Genomic DNA, 19,953 nt, shown 5'->3' on the forward strand with positions numbered 1-19,953 from the left:
CATCGCCTCAACGCCTGCGTGGAGTCTGCCGGCCTGATCAGGCGATCGCCTGGATGGCGGTCAGGATCTTGTCCTGGAACGCCTTGGGGAGCGGAGCGTAACCCGCGTCCGCCAGGCCGGCCTGGCCGTCGGTCGCCGCGACCGTGAGGAACGCCTTGACGGCCTTCGCGGTGTCGGCGTCGTAGCCCTTGGAGCAGACGATCTCGTAGGTGGCGAGCAGCAGCGGGTAGGCGCCCGCGGTGGACGAGCCGTAGATCGAGTTCAGGTCGAGGACCAGGTCGTTGCCGGAGCCCTTGACGGTGGCGCCGTCGATGGCCTTGCCGACCGTCTCGTTGGTCAGCTCGACCGGGCCGGAGCCGTTGTCGATCTTCGCGATGGACAGCTTGTTGTCCTGGGCGAAGGACAGCTCGACGTAGGTGATGGCGCCGTCGATCGAGCCCGCCGCCTGCGCGACGCCGGCCGACTTCTCCTTGCCCTCGCCGATGCCGCCCTTGAACTGCTTGCCGGCGCCCTGCGTCCAGGCGCCCTTCGAGGCGGCCTGGAGGTAGAGCTGGAAGTTGTCGGTGGTGCCCGACTCGTCGGAGCGGTAGACGACCTTGATGTCCTTGTCGGGCAGCGACGCGCCGGAGTTCAGCGCGGCGATGGCCGGGTCGTTCCACTTCTTGACGGAGCCGTTGAAGATCTTGGCGGCGACCTCGCCGGTCAGCGTGAGGTCGGCGACGCCCTCCAGCTTGTAGCCGAGCGCGACCGGGCCGAAGACCAGCGGCAGGTTCCAGGCGGGGTTGCCCTTGCAGCGCTCGGCGGCGGCGGCCACCTCGCCCTTGCTCTCGGACAGCGGGGAGTCGGAGCCGCCGAAGTCGACCTGGCCGGCGTTGAAGTTCTTCACGCCCGCGCCGGAGCCGGAGGCGTTGTAGGCGACGTTCGCGCCGGCGCACTTCTGCTGGTACGCCTGGATGAACGTGTCGATCGCGTTCTTCTGCGCGGAGGAACCCTCTGCGTTCAGGTTGGACTTGCCACCGCACTCGACGGGCGTCGACGACTGGCCCGCCGCCGACGTGGTGCCCGCACCACCGGTGTTGTTGTCGCTGCCGCACGCGGTGAGCAGAAGCGCACCGGCCGCGATCAGGCCGAGAACGGCGCCGTGTCGCTTGGTCTTCACCTGGGTCCTCCAGCTGCGAAAAACGGTGTCGCGACGAACCTCCGCCGCTCGACACGGACGGTAGGCAGCGAGGGTGGACAGGCGCCCAGGACAAGGTGAACGAGAGGTGAACTCCATACGGGAGGTGACTGGGGACACCGCCTTTTGGGTGGTCCCGTGACCTGCACGTTTGCATGACGTGATGGCTTCGTCACTACCGGGCGTATTGGGCGTCCGAATCCCACCGGGCGAACCCCAACCGGGTGTACACGGCCAGTGCCGCCGCGTTGTCGGCCTCGACGTACAGCATCACCTCGGTGAGCCCGGCGTCCCGCAGGTGCGCCAGCCCGGCGAGGGTGAGGGCCTTGCCCAGCCCGCCGCCCTGCGCGCCCGGGTCGACGCCCACCACGTAGACCTCGCCGAGGGTGGCCGAGTGGACCTTCGTCCAGTGGAAGCCGAGCAGCCGCTCCTCGGCGTCGACGGCCAGCAGGAAGCCGGCCGGGTCGAACCACGGCTCCTCCTCCTTGTGCCGGACGTCCTCGATGCTCATCGCGCCCTGCTCGGGGTGCCAGGAGAAGGCGCGGTGGTTGACGTAGACGACGGCCGCCTCGTCCCGGCCGGGCACGAACGACCGCAGCCGGACGCCCTCGGGCAGGACCGGCGACGGCAGGCCGGCGTCGAGGGGGCGGCGCAGGCGGAGCAGCTCGCGGACCTTGCGGTGGCCGAGCTTCGCCGCCAGGGCCTCCTGCTCGGGCCGGCCGCCGTGCGCCCAGACGCGCAGGGGCGCGTCCCCCAGGAGGGCGACGCGCTCCTGGGCGGCGGCGAGCAGGGCGGTGGCGGTGCCGCGCCGGCGGTGCTCCGGGTGGACGGCCAGCTCGGCGACCTTGTTGCCGTCGGCGTCGCCGAAGACGTCCAGGTGCAGGTAGCCCGCCAGGACGCCGTCCACGCGCGCCAGCAGGTGGGCGCTGCCGCGGGCGCCGGGGCGCAGGCGCAGGACGACGGCCTCCCCCACGGGGGCCACGCCGTCGGCCGCCTCAACGGCCCCGAGCAGGCCGGAAACCTCTCCGGCCTGCTCGGGGGTCAGCTCTTCGAACCAGGTCGATTCCACGTCGGGAAACCTACCGGGAGCCCGGTCACGCCCTGAAGATCAGCTCCGCGTCGTCGATCGTCGTCTCCGGCGCGTCCAGGTGCTCCACGCGGCGGGCCGAACCCGGGCGCGGCGGGCGGACGAACTTGTAGCCCACGTTGCGCACGGTGCCGATGAGCGACTCGTGCTCGGGGCCGAGCTTGGCGCGCAGGCGCCGGACGTGCACGTCCACGGTGCGGGTGCCGCCGAAGAAGTCGTAGCCCCAGACCTCCTGGAGCAGCTGGGCGCGGGTGAAGACGCGGCCCGCGTGCTGCGCGAGGTACTTGAGCAGCTCGAACTCCTTGTAGGTGAGGTCGAGCGGGCGACCGCGCAGCCGGGCGGTGTAGGTCGCCTCGTCGATGACCAGCTCGCCGAGCTGGAGCGAGCCGTCGCCACCGGGCTGCTGGGTGCCGCGCCGGGAGCGCACGAGGCGCAGGCGGGCGTCCACCTCGGCCGGGCCGGAGGTCGGCAGGAGGATCTCGTCGACGCTCCAGTCGGAGTTGACCGCGACCAGGCCGCCCTCGGTGACGATCGCCACGACGGGGACGTCCACGCCGCTGGAGTCGAGCAGCCGGCACAGGCTGCGCGCGGCGACCAGGTCGGTCCTGGCGTCGACCAGGACGATGTCGTGCGGACCGGCCTCCAGCAGCGCGGAGACCTCCGGGCGCAGCGGTCGCACCTCGTGCGGCAGGAGCGACAGCGCGGGGAGGACCGCCTCGGGATCGGAGTCGGTGGTCAGCAGCAGCACGTCGATGCTCATCGCGGCGCCCTCTCGTTCGGCCGGTGTGAGGTCACCGGACCAGGCAGCGCGAAGTACGGTGACCGGGCCCCGTTGCCTGCGGATGACGGAGACGATACCGGTGCGCACCGCAAAAGACCCAGGTCAGCAGGTCAGGGTCACAGTTGTTTCCACAAGCGTCACGCCTGTTACATCCATGTCACACGACGCCGTCCGTTTGGACGGTGTGCACGTGAGGTCGACACGGTCCGTGACCGACCTGGCGTTCGTGGTGGGTCACGGCTTCACCAACCACGTGCGGAAACCGTTCGTGTCACGAGTGCTGCGCCGCCTCGCCGGGCACGGCGGGGTGGTCGCGCTGGACTTCCGCGGCCACGGCCGCTCCGGCGGCGCGTCCACGGTCGGCGGCGACGAGGTGCACGACCTCGCGGCGGGCGTTTCGCTGGCCCGCGAACTGGGGTACCGACGCGTGGTGACCGTCGGGTTCTCCATGGGCGCCTCGATCGCCCTGCGCCACGCCGGCCTGCACGAGGACCGCCCGGACGCCGTGGCGGCGGTCAGCGCGCCCTCCCGCTGGTGGGTGCGGGAGACCCCGGCCATGCGCCGGGTGCACTGGCTGCTGGAGCAGCCGCACGGCCGCCTCGCCGCCCGCGCGCTGGGCGTCCGGCTCGGCGCGCCGTGGACCACGCCCCCGGAGAGCCCGCTGGAGGTCGTGCACCGCATCGCGCCGACCCCGCTGCTCATCGTGCACGGCGAGCAGGACCACTACTTCGGCCCCGCGCACGCCGTGGCGCTGCACCGCGCGGCCGGCGGCGACGCCGAGCTGTGGCTGGAACCCGGCGTGCGGCACGCCGAGTCGGCCATGACGCCGGCCCTCGTGGACCGGATCGCAACCTGGCTGGACCGCCGCACGTCCCCCGAAGCGACCCACCACGCGACCGCGGAAGAAGGACCATGACGGCGACCGGGACCAAGCGCCGCCCCACCAGGGGACGCAAGATCGTCATCGCCGCACTCGTGCTCGGCGGCCTGCTGGTCGCCGCCGACTTCGGGCTGGCGGCGGCGGGCGAGTACCAGGTCGCGCAGAAGATGCGGGACAAGTTCCGGCTCAGCGAGGACCCTTCGGTCCGCATCAACGGCTTCCCGTTCACCGCCCAGGCCCTCGCCGGCGACTACCGGGACATCGAGATCAGCGCGACCGGCGTGCCGGTGGCCGACCAGCTCCGCGACCTGGAGATCCGGGCCAACCTCTACCACGTGCGCATCGGCCTGTCGGACCTGCTGTCGGGCAACACCCGCGACGCCAAGATCGACCAGGTGCGCGGCAGCGTGAAGATCCAGGCGGCCGACCTGAACCGGCTGGTCGACCAGGTCACGCCGTTCTCCGACATGGCCATCGAGCCGGACACCCGCACCGAGCCGCCCGCGGGGCAGGCGCCGAACCCGACGGTGGCCGCGGTGAAGCTGTCGGGCACCACGACGGTCGCGAGCCGCGAGATCCGGATCGCCGCCTACGGCACGGTGTCCCTGGTCAACGGCCAGGTCGCCATCGCGATCAACGACGTCGAGCTGGACGACACCGCGCTCGCCGGCCTGGACGCGGTGCTGGGCGTGGTGCGCGAGGCGCTGAGCGTCACGATCGACCCGGGCGTGCTGCCGTTCACCGTGACGCCGACCGCGGTGAAGGTGGAGAGCGGCGCGTTCACCGTCGAGGGCACCATCAACGACATCCCGCTGGACCAGCAGTGACCGGTGCCTGGGCGCTGCTGGGCGCGGTGCTGGTGGTGGCGCTGGTCGGCGTGCTGCTGAAGCGGCGCGACGGCCGGGTCCGCGCGCCGGCCCCGCCCCGTGACGGCGGGCCGCGCGACGGGCTGCCCCGTGACGGGCTGCCGCGCGACGATCTGCCGCGCGAGGTCCGCGACCTGCTCGACCCGGGCACGCCGGTGACCCTGCTCCAGGTCTCCACGTCGTTCTGCGCGAACTGCCGGCGGGCGGGCGCGCTGCTCGGCGCGCTCGCCGGGCGGACCGAGGGCCTGCGGCACGTCGAGCTGGACGTGACCGACCTGCCGGAGGTGGCGAAGGCCCTCGGCGTGCTGCGGGCGCCCACGACCCTCGCGCTGGACGCGTCGGGCGCGGAGCTGTTGCGGGTCGGCGGCGTACCGCGACCGGACGTCCTCGTCGCGGCGTTGCGCCCGCACCTGCCTGACCCGAACGGGTGAAGCCGGATTTCCCACCACATGGGCGGTACTCCCGACCAGAGGGACGACCGACTACCCTCGCCCCCATGACCACGCTGCTGACCAAGCGACTCGCGGTGGACCTGTGCCGCGTGCGCAGCAGCCTGTGTCGCGCGACGAGCTGACCGGGCGGTCCCGGCCGGCCCCGTGCCCTTGACGCACGCGCGCCGCGCCTCTACCACCGCCTGAGACGGACTACCAGGTCTTGTCCCCGTCAGGAGGTCGTCGCCGTGTCGAAAGATGCCCCAGTTGACCCTCGCGGTCCGCGCTTCAGCGCCTGGATCACCACCGCCATCCTCGCGGTGGTGCTGCTGACCGGCTCGTGGCGGTTGCTCGCCGCGCAGACCGTGCTGTTCGGCCTGTGCGCGTTCGTCTCGCTCAAGCTCAACCCGTGGGGCCACGTCTACCGGTACGCCGTCCAGCCGAGGATCACCCCGACCGCCGAGCGCGAGGAGGCCGCCCCGCTGCGGTTCGCGCAGGGCGTCGGCTTCGTGTTCGCGCTGGTCGGCACCATCGGGTACGCCACCGGACTCACCGCGCTCGGGGTCGCCGCCACCTCCGCCGCGCTGGTCGCCGCGCTGCTCAACGCCGCGCTCGGCCTGTGCCTCGGCTGCGAGGTGTTCCTGCTCCTGCGCCGCTACGCACCCGCCCTCGCCCGCCCCCAGTAGTACGAACGAAGAAAATTGGAGCAGCTCGATGAGCCGTGAAGACGTCCTGGTCTCGGCCGCGTGGTCCGAGGAGAACCTCACCGCGCCCGGTGTGGTGTTCGTGGAGGTCGACGAGGACACGACCGCCTACGACGGCGGCCACATCCCGGGCGCGGTGAAGATCGACTGGAAGAACGAGCTCCAGGACCCGGTCCGCCGCGACTTCGTCGACCGCGCCGGCTTCGAGAAGCTGCTGTCGGCCAAGGGCATCGCCAACTCCGACACCGTGGTCCTCTACGGCGGCAACAACAACTGGTTCGCGGCCTACGCGTACTGGTACTTCAAGCTGTACGGCCACGACGCGGTGAAGCTGCTCGACGGCGGCCGCAAGAAGTGGGAGCTCGACGGCCGCCCGCTCGACAAGGAGCCGGTGCAGCGCGAGGCCACCACGTACACCGCGCAGGAGCAGGACCTGGCGATCCGCGCGTTCCGCGACGAGGTCGTGGACGCGATCGGCAACAAGAACCTGGTCGACGTGCGCTCGCCCGACGAGTTCTCCGGCAAGCTGCTGGCCCCCGCCCACCTGCCGCAGGAGCAGGCGCAGCGCGGCGGCCACATCCCGAGCGCGATCAACGTGCCGTGGAGCAAGGCGGCCAACGAGGACGGCACGTTCAAGTCGAACGAGGAGCTGGCCGAGATCTACGGCGAGGCCGGGTTCGACGGCTCGCGCAAGACGATCGCGTACTGCCGCATCGGCGAGCGCTCGTCGCACACGTGGTTCGCGCTGCACGAGCTGCTGGGCCACGAGGACGTGAAGAACTACGACGGTTCGTGGACGGAGTACGGCTCGCTGGTCGGCGTGCCGGTCGAGCTGGGCGACGGCAAGGGGAACTGATCATGAGCCTGGACGGTTGCGGTGCGCCCCAGCAGGGCGTCGACATCGCGGTGGGTGCGAACGAGGTCGTGCTGAGCGGCAAGGTCACGTCGGGCGACGGGCCGGTCGGCGGCGCGTTCGTGCGGCTGCTGGACTCGACCGGCGAGTTCACCGCCGAGGTCGTGTCCTCGCCGGAGGGCGACTTCCGCTTCTTCGCCGCGCCCGGCACCTGGACGGTCCGCGCCCTGCACCGCTCGGGCAACGGGCAGGCGTCGGTCAGCGCCGACGGTCCCGGCGTGCACTCGGTCGCGGTCGCGGTGGCCTGACGGTCCGCTGCCGATCCGGTCGCCCGGGTCGCTGTTCTCCCCGGTCCCGGTGGCGTTCGCCACCGGGACCGGCGGCGTCCGGGGCGAGGGCGATAAACTCGGCTGGTGGAACACTTCTTCACAGGGCTCCTGGTGTTCGTGTCCCTGCTCGTCGTGTGGTTCGCCGGGTACGTCGTGTACCGGCTGTTCTCCGACCAGCGGTGAACGGCCCCGGCGTGGACGGTCCGGGCGTGAACGACCCGGCATCGAACGGTCCGGCCGCGAGCGGTCAGGCTGCGAACGGTCCGGCCGCAAGCGGTCCGGCCGCGAACGGCGGGGCGCCCGTCCCGGGCAGCGGTGACGCGGCCGTGCAGGCCGCCGCGGCGCGCGCGTCGGTGACGGGCGGGCGCAACCTGCCGCAGTTCGACGACCTGCCGATCCCGGCGGACACGGCGAACCTGCGCGAGGGCCCCTCCCTGCACGACGCGTGCCTGGCGCTGCTGCCGCTGATCGGCGTGTGGCGCGGCGAGGGCGAGGTCGTGTACCCGACGATCGAGGGCCCCTACCGGTTCGGCCAGCAGATCACGTTCGCGCACGACGGCCGGCCGTTCCTGTACTACGAGGCCCGGTCGTGGCTGCTCGACGAGAACGGCGCGGTGATCCGCCCGGCGGCCCGGGAGACCGGGTTCTGGCGCCCGCAGGCGGACGACACGATCGAGCTGCTGCTGACGCACAACACCGGGATCGTGGAGCTGTACTACGGCAAGCCGCTCAACCCGACGTCGTGGGAGCTGGGCACGGACGCGGTGGTCCGCACGGCGACCGCCAAGGACGTCACCGGGGCGCAGCGCCTGTACGGCATCGTCAACAGCGGCGACCTGGCGTACGTCGAGGAGCGGGCCATGATGGGCCAGCCGCTCCAGCCGCACACCTCGGCGCACCTCAAGCGCATCGTGGGCTGAACGTCCGATCGTTGAACATCCCCCTTGTTGGGACGTTCTCCGATTGGATTGTTCAACAATCCTCATCTTGGCCGTAAGCTGTCGGCATGCGGCTGCGGCGTTGCGGCACCCACGCGGTGCTCGTCGAGGTGGACTCGCTCGGCGAGGTCGAGGCGGTGCGCGCCGCGCTGGCGGCGGCCGAGCTGCCGGACGTGGTCGAGCTGGTGCCGGCCGCGCGGACGGTGCTGGTCGGGACGAGGCCGGGCGGGTTGCGCGCGGTGCGCGAGGTGCTGGCCGGGGTCGACTTGGCGCACCGGGTGGGGACGGCGTCCCGCGAGGTGGTGATCCCGGTCCGCTACGACGGGCCGGACCTGGACCTGGTCGCCGAGACGGCGGGGCTCACCCCGGCCGAGGTGGTCGAGCTGCACACCGGTGCCGAGTACCAGGTGGCGTTCTGCGGGTTCGCGCCCGGCTTCGCCTACCTGGTCGGCCTCCCCGAGCCGCTGCGCCAGCCCAGGTTGGACTCCCCGCGCACGAAGGTCCCGGCGGGCTCGGTGGCCGTGGCCGGCGAGTACACGGCCGCCTACCCGAGGGCCACCCCCGGCGGTTGGAGGCTGATCGGCAGCACCGACGCGCCCCTCTTCGACCCCCGACGCCCGGAACCGGCCCTGCTGGCCCCCGGCCACCGGGTCCGCTTCACAGCCGTCGGCCACCTCGGCACCCCCCGCACCACCCCCCACCCCGCCGAGCCCAACCACACCAACTCCAACCGCGCCGAGGCCGAACGCCCTGAGCCCGCCTGCGCCGAGCCCGACCGTCCAGAAGCCGACCGCCCCGAGCCCGCCTGCTCCGGGACCGGCCACGCCGAGTCCGGCCGCGATGAGGCTGGCCGTGCCAGGGCCAGCCGCGCCGAGTCCGACCACGCCGAGGGCAGCCGCGATGAGTCCGACCGTGCCGATACCGGCCACCCCGCGACCGGCTACTACCCGAAGGCCACCCGCTCGGATGCCGCCGGTTCCGGGGCTGCCCGGTGAGCGCGCGCACCCTCACCGTCCTGCGCACCGGACCGCAGACCCTCGTCCAGGACCTCGGCCGGCCCGGGAACGCGCACCTCGGCGTGCCGCCCTCCGGGGCGCTCGACGCACCGTCCCTGGCGCTCGCCAACCGCCTGGTCGGCAACCCCGAGGGGGCGGCCGGTCTCGAAGTGCTGCTCGGCGGCCTCGTCCTGCGCGCTGGCGCCTCCTGCACGGTCGCGGTCACCGGGCCGGTCACGCCCGCGCTGGTGAACGGCGTGCCGCGCGACTCCCCGCTGCACCTCGCCCCCGGCGACACGCTCGCCCTCGGGGCACCCTCGGGCGGGCTGCGGTGCTACGTCGCCGTCTCCGGTGGCGTCGCGGTGCCTGCCGAGCTCGGCAGCCGGTCCACCGACCTGCTCTCCGGCCTCGGCCCGGCGCCGCTGGCCCCCGGTGACGAGCTGCCGCTCGGGGAACCGACCGGCGTCCCGGTGGGCGTGGACGTGCTGGTGCCGGTCCGGGTGCCGGACGTGCTGGTCGTGCCGGTGCTGCTCGGCCCGCGCGACGACTGGTTCACCGACCCCGCGGGCCGGTTGCGCGCCGGGCGGTGGGTGGTGTCGGACCGCAGCAACCGGGTCGGCCTCCGGCTCACCGGGACGGCCCTCGAACGCGACCCGCGCCGCGCGGGGCGGGAGCTGCCGAGCGAGGGCCTGGTGACGGGCGCGGTGCAGGTGCCGGCGGACGGGGCGCCGGTCGTCTTCCTCGCCGACCACCCGACGACCGGCGGCTACCCGGTGATCGGCGTGGTGCCGGCCGACGCGCTCCCGCTGCTCGGCCAGGCCGCCCCGGGCACCGCGCTGCGGTTCTCCCCGCAGGGGTGACCGGGGCGGGGGTGACCGGGGCCGCCGCCGCTCAGTACTCCGACTCGTAGAACCCGTCGAGCACGGCGTGCAGCGCGGTCGAGTCCGGCAGCACCTTGCCGTCCAGCGTGTGCACGCGGGTGATCTTGCGGACGCTCGACACGAGGAACACGCCGTCCGCCGGGTACAGCTCCTCGACCTCGATCGGCGCGACCTCGACGGTCCAGCCGTCGCGCTCGGCGGCCCGGAACAGCGCGGCCTGCGTGGTGCCCGGCAGGATGCCCAGCGTCGACGGCGGCGTGGTCAGGGTCCGCCCGCGCGCCAGGACCAGCGTGGACGTCGGCCCCTCCAGCACCGAGCCGGACGAGGTGGTGAACACGACCTCGTCCGCGCCGCGCCGCTCGGCCTCGCGCAGCGCCGCCATGTTGACCGCGTAGGACAGCGACTTCGCGCCGAGCAGCAGCCACGGGGCGCGCTCGGCCAGACCGGGTTCGATGCCCCGGTCGAGGGTGATCGCGGCGATGCCCTCGGCGCGCTGCGCGATGACCTTCGGCGAGATGTCCGCGGCCAGGGCGAACCCGGTGGGCGTGCCGTCGCCGCCCTCGACACCGCGCGTGCAGACGAGCTTCAGCGCGATCTCGGGGCCGCCCGACCAGGTGCTCAACACGAGGTCGACGGCGCGCTCGAACGCGGCGCGGTCGGGTTCGGGCATGTCGAGCATCGCCGCCGAGCGGGCCAGGCGGTCCAGGTGGGGGCCCAGTTCACGGGGTTCGCCGCCGACGACGAGGATCGTCTCGAAGACGCCGTCGCCGCGCAGGAGACCGAGGTCGTCGACCCGGATCAGCGGGGCGTCGGGGTCGGCCAGTGTTCCGTCCAGGAGTGCCAGCACGCGCATACCGTGAGACTACTCACGCCCTACCATGGCTTTCGTGGACACCGCCGGCGGCCCGAAAGCCCTGCGCAAGACGCTGCACGACCGCGGCATGCGCATGACGCCCCAGCGCCAGCTCGTGCTCGACGCGGTGCGCGAACTGGGGCACGCGACGCCCGAGGAGATCTGCCGCCGCGTGCAGGTCACCGCGCCCACGGTGAACATCACGACGGTCTACCGCACCCTCGACCTGCTCGACCGGCTCGGCATGGTCCGGCACACCCACCTCGGCCACGGCGCGCCGAACTACTCGGTCGACGCGCACGAGCACGTGCACCTGGTGTGCCACCGCTGCGGCCGGGTCGACGAGATCCCGTGCGGGCTGCTGTCCCCGCTCGGGGGAACACTGGCGGCCGAGTACGGGTTCGAACTGGATGCGAGCCACCTCGCGCTGTCCGGCACGTGCCGCGAGTGCCTCGCCGAGGTCGAACCGAAGGAGTCCGAGTGAACTCACCGCTGCTGACCGCGCCCGGCGCGGTCGCCCCGTTCGACGGCAACCCCGACCAGGGCGTGCCGTGGCACTTCGGCGACCCGTTCGCGGAGCAGCGGGCGGCGGTGCGCTCGGTGGTGGTGGTGGACCGGTCGAACCGGGCCGTGCTCGCGATCTCCGGCGAGGACCGGCTGACCTGGCTGCACTCGCTGACGAGCCAGCACTTCGAGGCGCTCGGCGAGGACCGGGCCACCGAGGCGCTGATCCTCGACGTCCAGGGCCGGGTCGAGCACCACGCCGCCGCGGCCAACGTCGGCGGCGTCGTCTACCTCGACACCGGCTCCGAGCGGGCCGGCGACCTGCTCGGCTACCTGACCAAGATGGTCTTCTGGTCCAAGGTCGAGCCGCGCGACGCCTCCGCCGACCTGGCGGTGCTGTCCGTGATCGGCCCGGAGATCGTGGGATTGTTCAACAATCTGAATGTTCCCTTGCCGGACGATCCTCATGGCGTGGTCGCGCTCGACGGCGATGGGTTCGTCCGCCGCACGTCGTGGCCCGGCCGGCACGCGGCGGACCTGGTGGTGCCGCGCGCCGCGCTCGCCGACTGGTGGGGCCGGCTGACCGGGGCGGGGGCGCGGCCGGCGGGGAGCTGGGCGTTCGAGGCGCTGCGCGTGGAGTCCCTGCGGGTGCGGCTGGGCGTGGACACCGACGAGAAGACCATTCCGCACGAGGCGAACTGGGTCGACGAGGCCGTCCACCTGAACAAGGGCTGCTACCGGGGCCAGGAGACCGTCTCCAAGGTCCACAACGTCGGCCGCCCGCCCCGCCGGACGCTGCTGCTGCACCTGGACGGCTCCCGCGAGGTCCAGCCCGAGACCGGTGACCCGGTCCTGGTCGACGACCGCGTGGTGGGCCGCGTCGGCACCGTCGCCCTGCACCACGAGCTGGGCACGGTCGCGCTGGCCCTGGTCAAGCGCTCGGTGTCCCCGGAGACCGAGCTGCTGGTGGGCACCGAGGACCGCCGCGTGCAGGCCGCGATCGACCCCGACTCGGTGCCGCCGGACACCCCGGGCCTGGGCCGCGAGGCGGCCCGCAACCTGGGGCGCTGACCCGGGGCCCGACGGCGGGACACCGGCAGCGGGACACCGGCGGCACGCACCGACAGCGGGGCACCGACAGCGCGCACCGGTCCGGCCGTCCGGACCGGAAAACCGGCAACACCCCCGACCTGCGGCGGAGCGGAGGACCCGCCCCGCCGCCGCGCTGGTCCGAACGGGTTCTGTGCCAGGATCACCGGCATGTCCCGACCCGGTTCCCACGGCACGCTGCTCACCGTCGCCCCCACCGGGGCCGAGCACGCCAAGGCCGACGTGCCCCGGCTCCCGGTCACCCTGGACGAGCTGGTCGCCACCGCCCGGGCCTGCGAGCAGGTCGGTGCGGCCGTGGTCCACGTGCACGTCCGGGGCGCGGACACGCGGCCGACGCTCGACCTCGGCCTGCTCAAGGAGACCGTGGCCGCGCTGCGGCAGAGCACCGACCTGGTGGTGCAGCTCTCCACGGGCGGCGCGGTGACGGACCCGGAGGCCGACCGGCTGCGGGTGCTGGACGCGCTGCCCGACTCGGCGTCCTGCACGATGGGCACGGTCAACTTCGGCGACGACGTGTTCCTGAACCGCTGGGAGTTCGTCGTCGCCCTGCACAAGGGGATGCAGGAGCGGGGCATCGCCCCCGAGTACGAGATCTTCGACCTGGGGCAGCTGGCGTCGCTGCGCAGGCTGCTGGACCAGCACGGCCTGCCCGCGGGCGGCAAGGTGCACGTCGACCTGGTGATGGGCGTGCCGGGCGGGATGCCGGGCGACGCCGAGACGCTCACCTCCGCGCTGCGGCTGCTGCCGGAGGGCGCGTCGTTCTCCGCGACCGGGATCGGGCGCACCACCCTCCCGGTGATGTTGACGGCGCTCGCCGCGGGCGGGCACCTCCGGGTGGGAATGGAGGACACCATTTCCTACGCGAAGGGACAGCCGGTCCGGGACAACGCGCAGTTGGTGGCCCGTGCGGCCGGGTTGGCGAAGATCGCGCAACGCCCGCCGCTCCCGTGTGCAGATGCACGTGCACTTTTGGGCGTGCGCAGTCCGGTACAGGTTTGAAACAACTTTGGAAGCAGGTTTGTGTTGGCGGGTGGGCAGGAACTACCTCAGGATGAGTACGTGATCGAGGTGCGTCCTGGCGGGCGCCGCCGTATCGACCGGGTGCTCGCCCCCGACTACGCGGAGGGGGTCGAGCAACTCCCGCTCGCCGACGTGCGGGCGCTGCGCGACGAAGCGGCGCAGGAGGAGACCGACCTGTCGTACCTGAGGCGGCTGCTGCACGCGCGGATCGACATCGTGCGCGCCGAGCAGGAGCGCCGGATCTCGGGCGGGTCGGCCGTGGTGGACCAGTTGGCGACGATCCTGTCGTCGAACGCGGTCGGACCGGCGACGGGCCTGGGTCGCTACCAGACGCAGGAGCCGTCCCGGGCGGAGGCGCACCGGCGGCACGTCGAGGCGCTGGTCTCCGACGTGGACCTGTCGGACGTCAGCGCGCTGTCGGACGACAAGCTGGTCCTCGCCCTGCGGGTGTTCGTCGGCGAGGAGGCGTCGGTGTCGGGGCGGCGGCGCGAGGTGCAGGCCGTGGTCGACCGGCTCAACGCCGAGATCGCGGGCCGCTACCAGAGCGGCAGCGCGTCGGTGGACGAGCTGCTGGCCGCCGAGCGCGGGTGGCCGAACAACCCGGGGCGTTCCAAGGAATAGGATCACACTCCCGCCATCCGGACAGGCCGCCTACCGTGGCCGCTTGATGGCACAGCGGAGCCCGACGATCCCGCCCACCCGGTACCGCTGGGTGGTGCTGGCGGTCGGCGCGCTGGCCCAGGGCACCAACGCCGCGGTGTTCCTGGGGCTGCCGGCGATCTCGCCGCAGCTGCGCGACCACTTCGGGCTGTCGCTCCCCCAGGTCGGCCTGCTGCTCGGCGCGGTCAACCTGGGCACCATGCTCACCCTCGTGCCGTGGGGCGCGATGGCCGACCGGCGCGGCGAGCGGCTCGTGATGACTGTCGGCGGGGTCGGCGCGGCCCTGTTCCTCGCCCTGGCGGCGCTCGACGGGGCCGTGGTCGCCGGGATCGCACTGGTCGGCGTGGGGCTGTTCGGCGCGAGCGTGAACGCGGCGAGCGGCCGGGCCGTGCTGACCTGGTTCCCGCCGGACCGGCGCGGGCTGGCGATGGGCCTGCGGCAGACCGCCACCCCGCTGGGCGCCGCGCTGGCCGCCGTCGTGCTGCCGGTGCTGGCGCTGGGTGCGGGCGTGCCGGTGGCGTTCCTCGCCCTGGCCGGGTTCACCGGGTTCGTCGCGCTCGCCGTCGCCCTCCTGGTGCGCGAACCGCCGTGGAACGTGCGGTCCACCGGCCGGGGGCACGGCGTCGTGCTGAAGGACCGGAACCTCATCCGGCTCTCCGCCGCCAGCGGGCTGCTGGTGGTGCCCCAGTTCACCGCCGCCGCGCTGATGGTCGAGCTGCTGCACGAACACCGCGGGCTGGCGGTGGGCGCGGCGGCCGGGCTGTTCGCCGCCGCCCAGGTCGCGGGCGGGCTCGGCCGGCTCGTGGTCGGCGTCTGGTCGGACCGCTCGGCGACCCGGGTGGGCCCGCTGAAGGTGCTCAGCGTGCTGGTGGCGGTCGGGTTCGCGCTGTGCGCGGCGCTCGACCGGGCGCCGGTGCCGGCGCTGGTGGCGGTCCTCGTGCCCACGGCGGCCCTGGCGCTGTGCTGGAACGGCGTCGCGATCACCGCCGCGGGTGAACTCGCCCCGCCGGGCCGCACGGGCACCGCGCTGGGGATGCAGAACACCGCCAACTACCTGTCCGCGACCGTCACGCCCCCGCTCGCGGGCTGGGTCGCCGTCACGATCGGGTGGTCTTCGGCCCTGCTGCTGGCCGCCGCGGCGGCGGTGGGGGCCCGCCTGCTGCTATCCGTGCCGTTCGCGCCGCGCGAGCTCGCCCCAGAACTCCCGTAGCCGCTCGTAGCGCAGCGCGACCTCCTCGGCGTCGCCCGCCTCCAGGGCGTCCACGACGGCGTTCACGTCCGCCGCCGAGGTGTCCTCCAGCAGGTCCTCGTCCTCGACGAGCTGCACCAGGCCGCCGTAGTCCAGCTCCACGGCCGAGCCGGGCGCGAAGTGGTCGAGCCACCGCTTGGTGTCGGCGAGGACCTTGGCGGGCCCCTCGTCGCCCAGGGAGCCGGACACCACGCGGTGCGCCCGCGCCACCCGCTCCCGCGCGTCGGCCATCGCCACCCGCCACGACACCTGCCGCTCCGGGTCGTCCCGGGGCGCCAGGACGATCCGCCGCGCCTCCGGCTCGACCAGCGCGAACCACGGCAGCGGCACCGTCCAGGTGGTGGAGATGACGTGCACCGCCCCGCCGGCCAGCTCGGCCATCACGGCGGCGGCGCGGGCCCGGACGGCGTCCGGTTCGACGGCCACCGCCTCGTCCTGGAGCGGGCCGGTGGAGGTGGCGAGGAAGCCGATGAGGGCGGCGGCCGAGCGGGCGCGGAGGTCCAGCGGGCAGACCAGGGGTCCCGGGCCGACCTCCCCCGGCACCTCGGCGGGGCTGATGGTCATCACGTCGAACGGCGCGTCGGGCGCGACGCCGCCGTCCGGGCGCTCACCGGGCAGGAGGCGACGCGGTCGGGTGAGTTGTGACCGCAACCACAGCTCCCGTTCCCGCGCGCCGACGTCCGCCCGGCTCAAGGGCCCGTTCTCCAGGGCTTTTCGCACCTGATCGGCCAACGGTGCGTCAAGAGCCGACAGCGGTTCGTACACCCTGAGGTAGGCGACGAACGGTCGAGGCACCCGCGCATCCTCCCATGGTGAGATTTGGCGGCACGTGTCACGCCTACCGCGTCGCGAGGAACCCCTTCGACACGGTACGGTAGTTACCAGGAACTAGTTGTCGAGACGAGTGGGGCCGCCGTTCCCCCGGCCGCCCCCGTCCCTGTGCGAGGGGGTCGAGCCATGGGGCGCGGCCGAGCGAAGGCCAAGCAGACCAAGGTGGCGAGGGAGCTCAAATACAGCTCTCACTCCATCGACGTCGACGCCTTGCAACGCGAGCTGTCCAGCGGCGAGTCCGCCGCAGGTCGCCGGAGCGAAGAACGCTTCGACGACCCGGTGGACGACGAATACGACGACTACCGTCGCTGACGCGTCACAACACCCGCTGTCAGAGGTTGGGCTGCCGGAACACCACCGGCAGCCCGACCTTTGGCACGGGCACCTAGAACGCCCTGGCGTACTGCCGCGGCGGGTTGAGCCGCACCCCGAGCTGCTGCGCCGCGTGCAACGGCCAGTAGGGGTCGCGGAGCAGCTCACGCGCCAGCAGCACCAGGTCGGCTGAGCCGTCCGCGAGGACCTGCTCCGCCTGCCGGGCGTCGGTGATCATGCCGACGGCCCCGGTGGGCACGTCGGCCTTCCGCCGCACGGTCTCGGCGAACGGCACCTGGTACCCGGGTCCGGTCGGGATGTCGGCCTGCGGCACGTTGCCGCCGGTGGACACGTCGACCAGGTCCGCACCCAGGGCCGCGAGGTCGCGCGCCAGCACGACGCTGTCCTCCGCGGTCCAGCCGCCCTCGACCCAGTCGGTGGCGGAGATGCGCACGAGCACCGGCACGTCCTCGCCCACGGCCTCCCGGACGGCGGCGGTGACCTGGCGGGTGAGCCGGGTGCGGTTCTCCAGCGAACCGCCGTGCTCGTCGGTGCGGTGGTTGCTGAGCGGCGAGAGGAACTCGTGCAGGAGGTAGCCGTGCGCGGCGTGCACCTCGACGACCTGGAAGCCGGCCTCGACCGCGCGGCGCGCCGCCGCGGCGAAGTCGGCGACGACCCGCGCGATCCCGTCGGCGTCCAGCGCCTCCGGCCGCCGGTACGACTCGTGGAACGCCTCCGCGCTCGGCGCGACGGGCGTCCAGCCGCCGTCCGCGTCGGCGACCCCGCCGCGCCGCTCGGCGAACGGGGCGTAGGTGGACGCCTTGCGCCCGGCGTGGGCGAGCTGCACGCCCGCGACCGCGCCGTTGGCCTTGACGAACTCGACGACCGGCCGCCACGCCTCGGTGTGGGCGTCGCTCCACAGGCCGGTGTCCTCGGGCGAGATCCGGCCGACGGCCTGCACGGCGGTCGCCTCGGTGAGCACCAGCCCCGCGCCGCCGACCGCGCGGGAGCCGAGGTGCACCAGGTGCCAGTCGTTCGGCAGGCCGTCGCGGGCCGAGTACTGGCACATCGGGCTGACCGCGATCCGGTTGGGCAGGGTGACCGAGCGGAGGGTCAGCGGGCTGAACAGCGGGCTCACGGGGCGGCTCCTCGGGGGGTCCGGTGGGTGACGGGCCGTTCGGCGCGTCTACAGGTCCAAGGTCCCGGATCGGACAGCTTGTTCCCCCGCGTGTCGACCGTCTCACGTCGCGGGAGCTGCGCAATTCCATTCGGATCGGTATTGCGCGTGCATTCGCACGTGATCTTCACGAGGGGGTCGGCACGCAAAACGCCGGACAAGAGGGGGCCAGTTACGCCCATTCGGGTGTACTGTCCGCAGCACGTTCGGGGAGACCATCACTTGCCACCTGACGCAGGTCGGCCCATTCGAAGTCCCGCCGGTCACGACAGTAACAGGACCCCCATGCTGCCCATGCCGACCACCACGTTCGCACATGATCCAGCGTGGCCCAGCAACAGCCTGCTGGGCCGCCTCCGGGAGAACACCCGCCAAGAGCTGCTGAACATCGGCACGGTCGTGCGGTACACGGCCGACCGCGAGGTCATCGAGCAAGACGCGAAAGACACTCACGTCCTACTGCTGCTCGACGGTGTGGTCAAGGTGCAGACCACCGACGAGACGGGCGACACGGCGCTGCTCGCCATCAGGGTGGCGGGCGACCTCGTGGGCGAGATGGCCGCGCTCGACCAGAAGCCCCGCTCCGCCACCGTGGTCACGTGCGGCGACGTGGTCGCCAAGCTGATCACCAGCGGTGAGCTGATGAGCTTCCTGCACCGGCGGAACGACGTTTTCGTCGAATTGATCGGAATGATCAACGACCGCCTCCGCTGGGCGAACCAGCGCCGGCGCGATTTCCTGTCCCACCCCGCCGCCGAGCGCGTGGCGCGGGTGCTCGCCGAATTGGTGCAGACGTACGGCCGGGAAGAAGCGCACGGGTGGACGCTGGGAATTCCGCTCACGAAGGTCGAACTCGCCTCCATCGCGGGGATGAAACCCAGGACGGCCGAGAAGGCGTTCTCCGATCTGCGGAAAGCGGGGGTGGTGGTCAGTCACCTGAGGCGTGACGTGCTGGTGCCGGACCTGGCCGGGTTGCGGAAATTCGCGGGTATCTGAGGCCGAACCGCAGTTCTGCGGGATTGACGCCGATGTCGTACTCCACAGTGACCCTGCGCGGCCGTGCGTGCGCGCGGTCGCGCCACTCCCGTACCCGCACGTCGAAAGGGTCGAACCCATGAGCTTCCAGCGCGGTCTGCTGGTCTGTTGCGACCTGAGGAGCTACAGCTCGGCCGACGACCGGCTCCAGCGCGAGTTGCAGGACCTGCTGGTCCGCACCCTGGACCGGGCGGGCGCCGCCGCCGGGATCGACCGGTCGCAGTGGGTCCGGCAGCCCAAGGGCGACGAGGAGTGGGCCGTGGTGCCCTCCACCACGGCCGAGGACGCCGTGGTCGACGGCTACGTGCGCGCCCTGGCGTCCGAGCTGGAGCACGTCAACGCCTACCGGGTGCCGCACGCCCGGCTCCGGATGCGGATGGCCATCCACCACGGCATCACCGCCGAGGGCGCCAACGGCTACCCCGGGGCCGACTCGGTGCTGGTCAGCAGGCTGCTGGACAGCAAGGCCGCCCGCGCCGGGCTGGAGCAGACCGACGCCGACCTGGTCGTGGTGCTGTCCGAGGTGGTCTACAGCTCGCTCGTGCAGGGCGGGTACACGACGCTGCGGGCCGCCGACTTCCGGCGCGTCGAGGTGCGGGTGAAGACGTTCACCGGGCACGGGTGGCTGTGGATACCGCAGGGCGACGCGCACGCCGTGCGGCTGGAGGAGGAGGGCGCGCCGCCCGCCGCCCCGGCCGACGCCACCGCCGCGCCCGACGCCGTGCCCGACGACGCCGTGCCGGCGCCCGTCGCCGGTCCGCCGGCCCCGACCGGCGGGATCACCCAGACCGCGCGGGCCGAGGGCGGTTCGACGGTCATCCAGGGCGGCCGGGACGTGTACGCCTCGCCGCAGCGCGCCGACGTGATCCAGAACTTCGACCGCAACGACCAGCGGGGATCGCACTTCGGGCCGGGGTACCGCCGGGACGAGGGGGCGTGAGGTGCGCGAGGAACCCCTGAGGCTGCTCGCCGGCGCGACCGCGGGCGCGCTGGCCGGGGCCGCGGACACCGAGCTGTGGCCGGACCTGCGCACCCGGGTGGCCGCGGCGCTCGCCCCCACCCGGTGCGAGCTGGTCTGCGAGCGCATGGAGGAGGCCCGCAGCAGGCTCGTCGCCGTGCCGCGGGTCCGGATGGAGCTGGCGCGGGCCGAGTTCGCCACCGAGTGGCGGGGGTCGATCCACACGATGCTGTGGGAGAGGCCCGAGGCGGCGCGGGCGCTGCGCGCGGTGCTGCACGACGTGGGCCCGGGGCTGCCCCGCGCCCGGCTCACCTGACCCGGC

General features: G+C 73.2%; 24 protein-coding genes and 1 pseudogene. 19 read left to right on the forward strand and 6 right to left on the reverse strand.

The genetic code is table 11. From position 1 onward, the window contains the following. Nucleotides 1-37: 37 nt before the first annotated feature. The 3 genes from pstS to ACR807_RS25300 all read right to left on the reverse strand — a co-directional run bounded on the left by pstS (nucleotide 38) and on the right by ACR807_RS25300 (nucleotide 3,024). Nucleotides 38-1,159, reverse strand: coding sequence for a phosphate ABC transporter substrate-binding protein PstS (gene pstS / locus ACR807_RS25290; protein ID WP_438923895.1), 1,122 nt, complete (start codon nucleotides 1,157-1,159; stop codon nucleotides 38-40). A gap of 193 nt (nucleotides 1,160-1,352) precedes the next feature. Next, entirely contained in the window at nucleotides 1,353-2,246 is an 894-nt protein-coding gene (gene mshD, locus ACR807_RS25295) for a mycothiol synthase (RefSeq protein ID WP_438923896.1), read from the reverse strand. Between the two features lie 25 nt (nucleotides 2,247-2,271). Further along, complete coding sequence (locus ACR807_RS25300) at nucleotides 2,272-3,024, reverse strand: response regulator transcription factor (protein ID WP_438923897.1); 753 nt, start codon at nucleotides 3,022-3,024, stop codon at nucleotides 2,272-2,274. Between the two features lie 211 nt (nucleotides 3,025-3,235). Between ACR807_RS25300 and ACR807_RS25305 the strand changes: the two genes are divergently transcribed. The 10 genes and pseudogenes from ACR807_RS25305 (at nucleotide 3,236) to ACR807_RS25350 (ending at nucleotide 9,901) form a co-directional block, all read left to right on the forward strand. Beyond that, nucleotides 3,236-3,961 (forward strand): alpha/beta hydrolase family protein, encoded by a 726-nt coding sequence (locus tag ACR807_RS25305; RefSeq protein WP_438923898.1) that lies wholly within the window; start codon nucleotides 3,236-3,238, stop codon nucleotides 3,959-3,961. Next, nucleotides 3,958-4,752, forward strand: coding sequence for an LmeA family phospholipid-binding protein (locus tag ACR807_RS25310; RefSeq protein WP_438923899.1), 795 nt, complete (start codon nucleotides 3,958-3,960; stop codon nucleotides 4,750-4,752). Before ACR807_RS25305 ends, ACR807_RS25310 begins: the two co-directional genes overlap by 4 nt. Next, on the forward strand, nucleotides 4,749-5,222 hold the full coding sequence (locus ACR807_RS25315; RefSeq protein WP_438923900.1) for a TlpA family protein disulfide reductase: 474 nt from the start codon (nucleotides 4,749-4,751) through the stop codon (nucleotides 5,220-5,222). The genes ACR807_RS25310 and ACR807_RS25315 overlap by 4 nt, the downstream gene beginning before the upstream one ends. A gap of 65 nt (nucleotides 5,223-5,287) precedes the next feature. After that, nucleotides 5,288-5,365, forward strand: coding sequence for a putative leader peptide (locus ACR807_RS25320; RefSeq protein ID WP_411970356.1), 78 nt, complete (start codon nucleotides 5,288-5,290; stop codon nucleotides 5,363-5,365). Nucleotides 5,366-5,470: 105 nt separating this feature from the next. Next, on the forward strand, nucleotides 5,471-5,908 hold the full coding sequence (locus ACR807_RS25325; RefSeq protein ID WP_438923901.1) for a DUF4395 domain-containing protein: 438 nt from the start codon (nucleotides 5,471-5,473) through the stop codon (nucleotides 5,906-5,908). Nucleotides 5,909-5,936: 28 nt separating this feature from the next. Further along, a complete protein-coding gene (locus ACR807_RS25330; protein ID WP_438923902.1) occupies nucleotides 5,937-6,782 on the forward strand; it encodes a sulfurtransferase in 846 nt (281 codons plus the stop codon). Between the two features lie 2 nt (nucleotides 6,783-6,784). After that, a complete protein-coding gene (locus ACR807_RS25335) occupies nucleotides 6,785-7,087 on the forward strand; it encodes a DUF1416 domain-containing protein (protein ID WP_438923903.1) in 303 nt (100 codons plus the stop codon). A 347-nt stretch (nucleotides 7,088-7,434) separates the two neighbouring features. Beyond that, nucleotides 7,435-8,028: a heme-binding beta-barrel domain-containing protein gene (locus ACR807_RS25340; protein ID WP_438923931.1), complete on the forward strand. Its 594-nt coding sequence runs from the start codon at nucleotides 7,435-7,437 to the stop codon at nucleotides 8,026-8,028. A gap of 86 nt (nucleotides 8,029-8,114) precedes the next feature. Next, a pseudogene (gene pxpB, locus ACR807_RS25345) lies at nucleotides 8,115-8,714 on the forward strand (5-oxoprolinase subunit PxpB); the annotation flags it as partial. A gap of 323 nt (nucleotides 8,715-9,037) precedes the next feature. After that, nucleotides 9,038-9,901: a 5-oxoprolinase subunit C family protein gene (locus ACR807_RS25350; RefSeq protein WP_438923904.1), complete on the forward strand. Its 864-nt coding sequence runs from the start codon at nucleotides 9,038-9,040 to the stop codon at nucleotides 9,899-9,901. Nucleotides 9,902-9,932: 31 nt separating this feature from the next. Here ACR807_RS25350 and ACR807_RS25355 read toward each other — a convergent pair whose 3' ends face one another. Further along, on the reverse strand, nucleotides 9,933-10,775 hold the full coding sequence (locus tag ACR807_RS25355; protein WP_438923905.1) for an aminodeoxychorismate lyase: 843 nt from the start codon (nucleotides 10,773-10,775) through the stop codon (nucleotides 9,933-9,935). Between the two features lie 34 nt (nucleotides 10,776-10,809). On the opposite strand from ACR807_RS25355, the gene ACR807_RS25360 reads away from it, so the two are divergent. The 5 genes from ACR807_RS25360 to ACR807_RS25380 all read left to right on the forward strand — a co-directional run bounded on the left by ACR807_RS25360 (nucleotide 10,810) and on the right by ACR807_RS25380 (nucleotide 15,279). Then, complete coding sequence (locus ACR807_RS25360) at nucleotides 10,810-11,259, forward strand: Fur family transcriptional regulator (RefSeq protein ID WP_438923906.1); 450 nt, start codon at nucleotides 10,810-10,812, stop codon at nucleotides 11,257-11,259. Beyond that, on the forward strand, nucleotides 11,256-12,350 hold the full coding sequence (gene ygfZ, locus ACR807_RS25365) for a CAF17-like 4Fe-4S cluster assembly/insertion protein YgfZ (RefSeq protein ID WP_438923907.1): 1,095 nt from the start codon (nucleotides 11,256-11,258) through the stop codon (nucleotides 12,348-12,350). Before ACR807_RS25360 ends, ygfZ begins: the two co-directional genes overlap by 4 nt. Before the next feature lie 189 nt (nucleotides 12,351-12,539). Beyond that, entirely contained in the window at nucleotides 12,540-13,388 is an 849-nt protein-coding gene (locus tag ACR807_RS25370; RefSeq protein ID WP_438923908.1) for a beta-keto acid cleavage family enzyme, read from the forward strand. 60 nt (nucleotides 13,389-13,448) lie between these two features. Further along, nucleotides 13,449-14,030 carry an RsiG family protein gene (locus ACR807_RS25375; protein ID WP_438923909.1) on the forward strand — a complete coding sequence of 194 codons (582 nt, stop codon included), beginning with the start codon at nucleotides 13,449-13,451 and terminating at the stop codon, nucleotides 14,028-14,030. 46 nt (nucleotides 14,031-14,076) lie between these two features. Next, on the forward strand, nucleotides 14,077-15,279 hold the full coding sequence (locus tag ACR807_RS25380) for an MFS transporter (protein ID WP_438923910.1): 1,203 nt from the start codon (nucleotides 14,077-14,079) through the stop codon (nucleotides 15,277-15,279). Here the strand turns inward: ACR807_RS25380 and ACR807_RS25385 are convergent. Next, nucleotides 15,232-16,113 (reverse strand): DUF8083 family protein, encoded by an 882-nt coding sequence (locus ACR807_RS25385; protein ID WP_438923911.1) that lies wholly within the window; start codon nucleotides 16,111-16,113, stop codon nucleotides 15,232-15,234. The genes ACR807_RS25380 and ACR807_RS25385 overlap by 48 nt on opposite strands. A gap of 162 nt (nucleotides 16,114-16,275) precedes the next feature. Between ACR807_RS25385 and ACR807_RS25390 the strand changes: the two genes are divergently transcribed. Beyond that, a complete protein-coding gene (locus ACR807_RS25390; protein WP_438923912.1) occupies nucleotides 16,276-16,461 on the forward strand; it encodes a DUF3073 domain-containing protein in 186 nt (61 codons plus the stop codon). 73 nt (nucleotides 16,462-16,534) lie between these two features. On the opposite strand, the gene ACR807_RS25395 is transcribed toward ACR807_RS25390, so the two are convergent. Continuing rightward, a complete protein-coding gene (locus ACR807_RS25395; protein WP_438923913.1) occupies nucleotides 16,535-17,599 on the reverse strand; it encodes an NADH:flavin oxidoreductase/NADH oxidase in 1,065 nt (354 codons plus the stop codon). Nucleotides 17,600-17,932: 333 nt separating this feature from the next. Between ACR807_RS25395 and ACR807_RS25400 the strand changes: the two genes are divergently transcribed. The 3 genes from ACR807_RS25400 to ACR807_RS25410 all read left to right on the forward strand — a co-directional run bounded on the left by ACR807_RS25400 (nucleotide 17,933) and on the right by ACR807_RS25410 (nucleotide 19,947). Beyond that, on the forward strand, nucleotides 17,933-18,634 hold the full coding sequence (locus tag ACR807_RS25400; RefSeq protein ID WP_438923914.1) for a Crp/Fnr family transcriptional regulator: 702 nt from the start codon (nucleotides 17,933-17,935) through the stop codon (nucleotides 18,632-18,634). Nucleotides 18,635-18,752: 118 nt separating this feature from the next. Next, nucleotides 18,753-19,613 carry a hypothetical protein gene (locus tag ACR807_RS25405; RefSeq protein ID WP_438923915.1) on the forward strand — a complete coding sequence of 287 codons (861 nt, stop codon included), beginning with the start codon at nucleotides 18,753-18,755 and terminating at the stop codon, nucleotides 19,611-19,613. A 1-nt stretch (nucleotide 19,614) separates the two neighbouring features. After that, entirely contained in the window at nucleotides 19,615-19,947 is a 333-nt protein-coding gene (locus ACR807_RS25410) for a hypothetical protein (protein WP_438923916.1), read from the forward strand. The last annotated feature ends 6 nt before the right edge of the window (nucleotides 19,948-19,953 follow it).

This window comes from Saccharothrix sabaoui (assembly GCF_051756985.1).
In the GTDB taxonomy this organism is placed as follows: Bacteria; Actinomycetota; Actinomycetes; order Mycobacteriales; family Pseudonocardiaceae; genus Actinosynnema.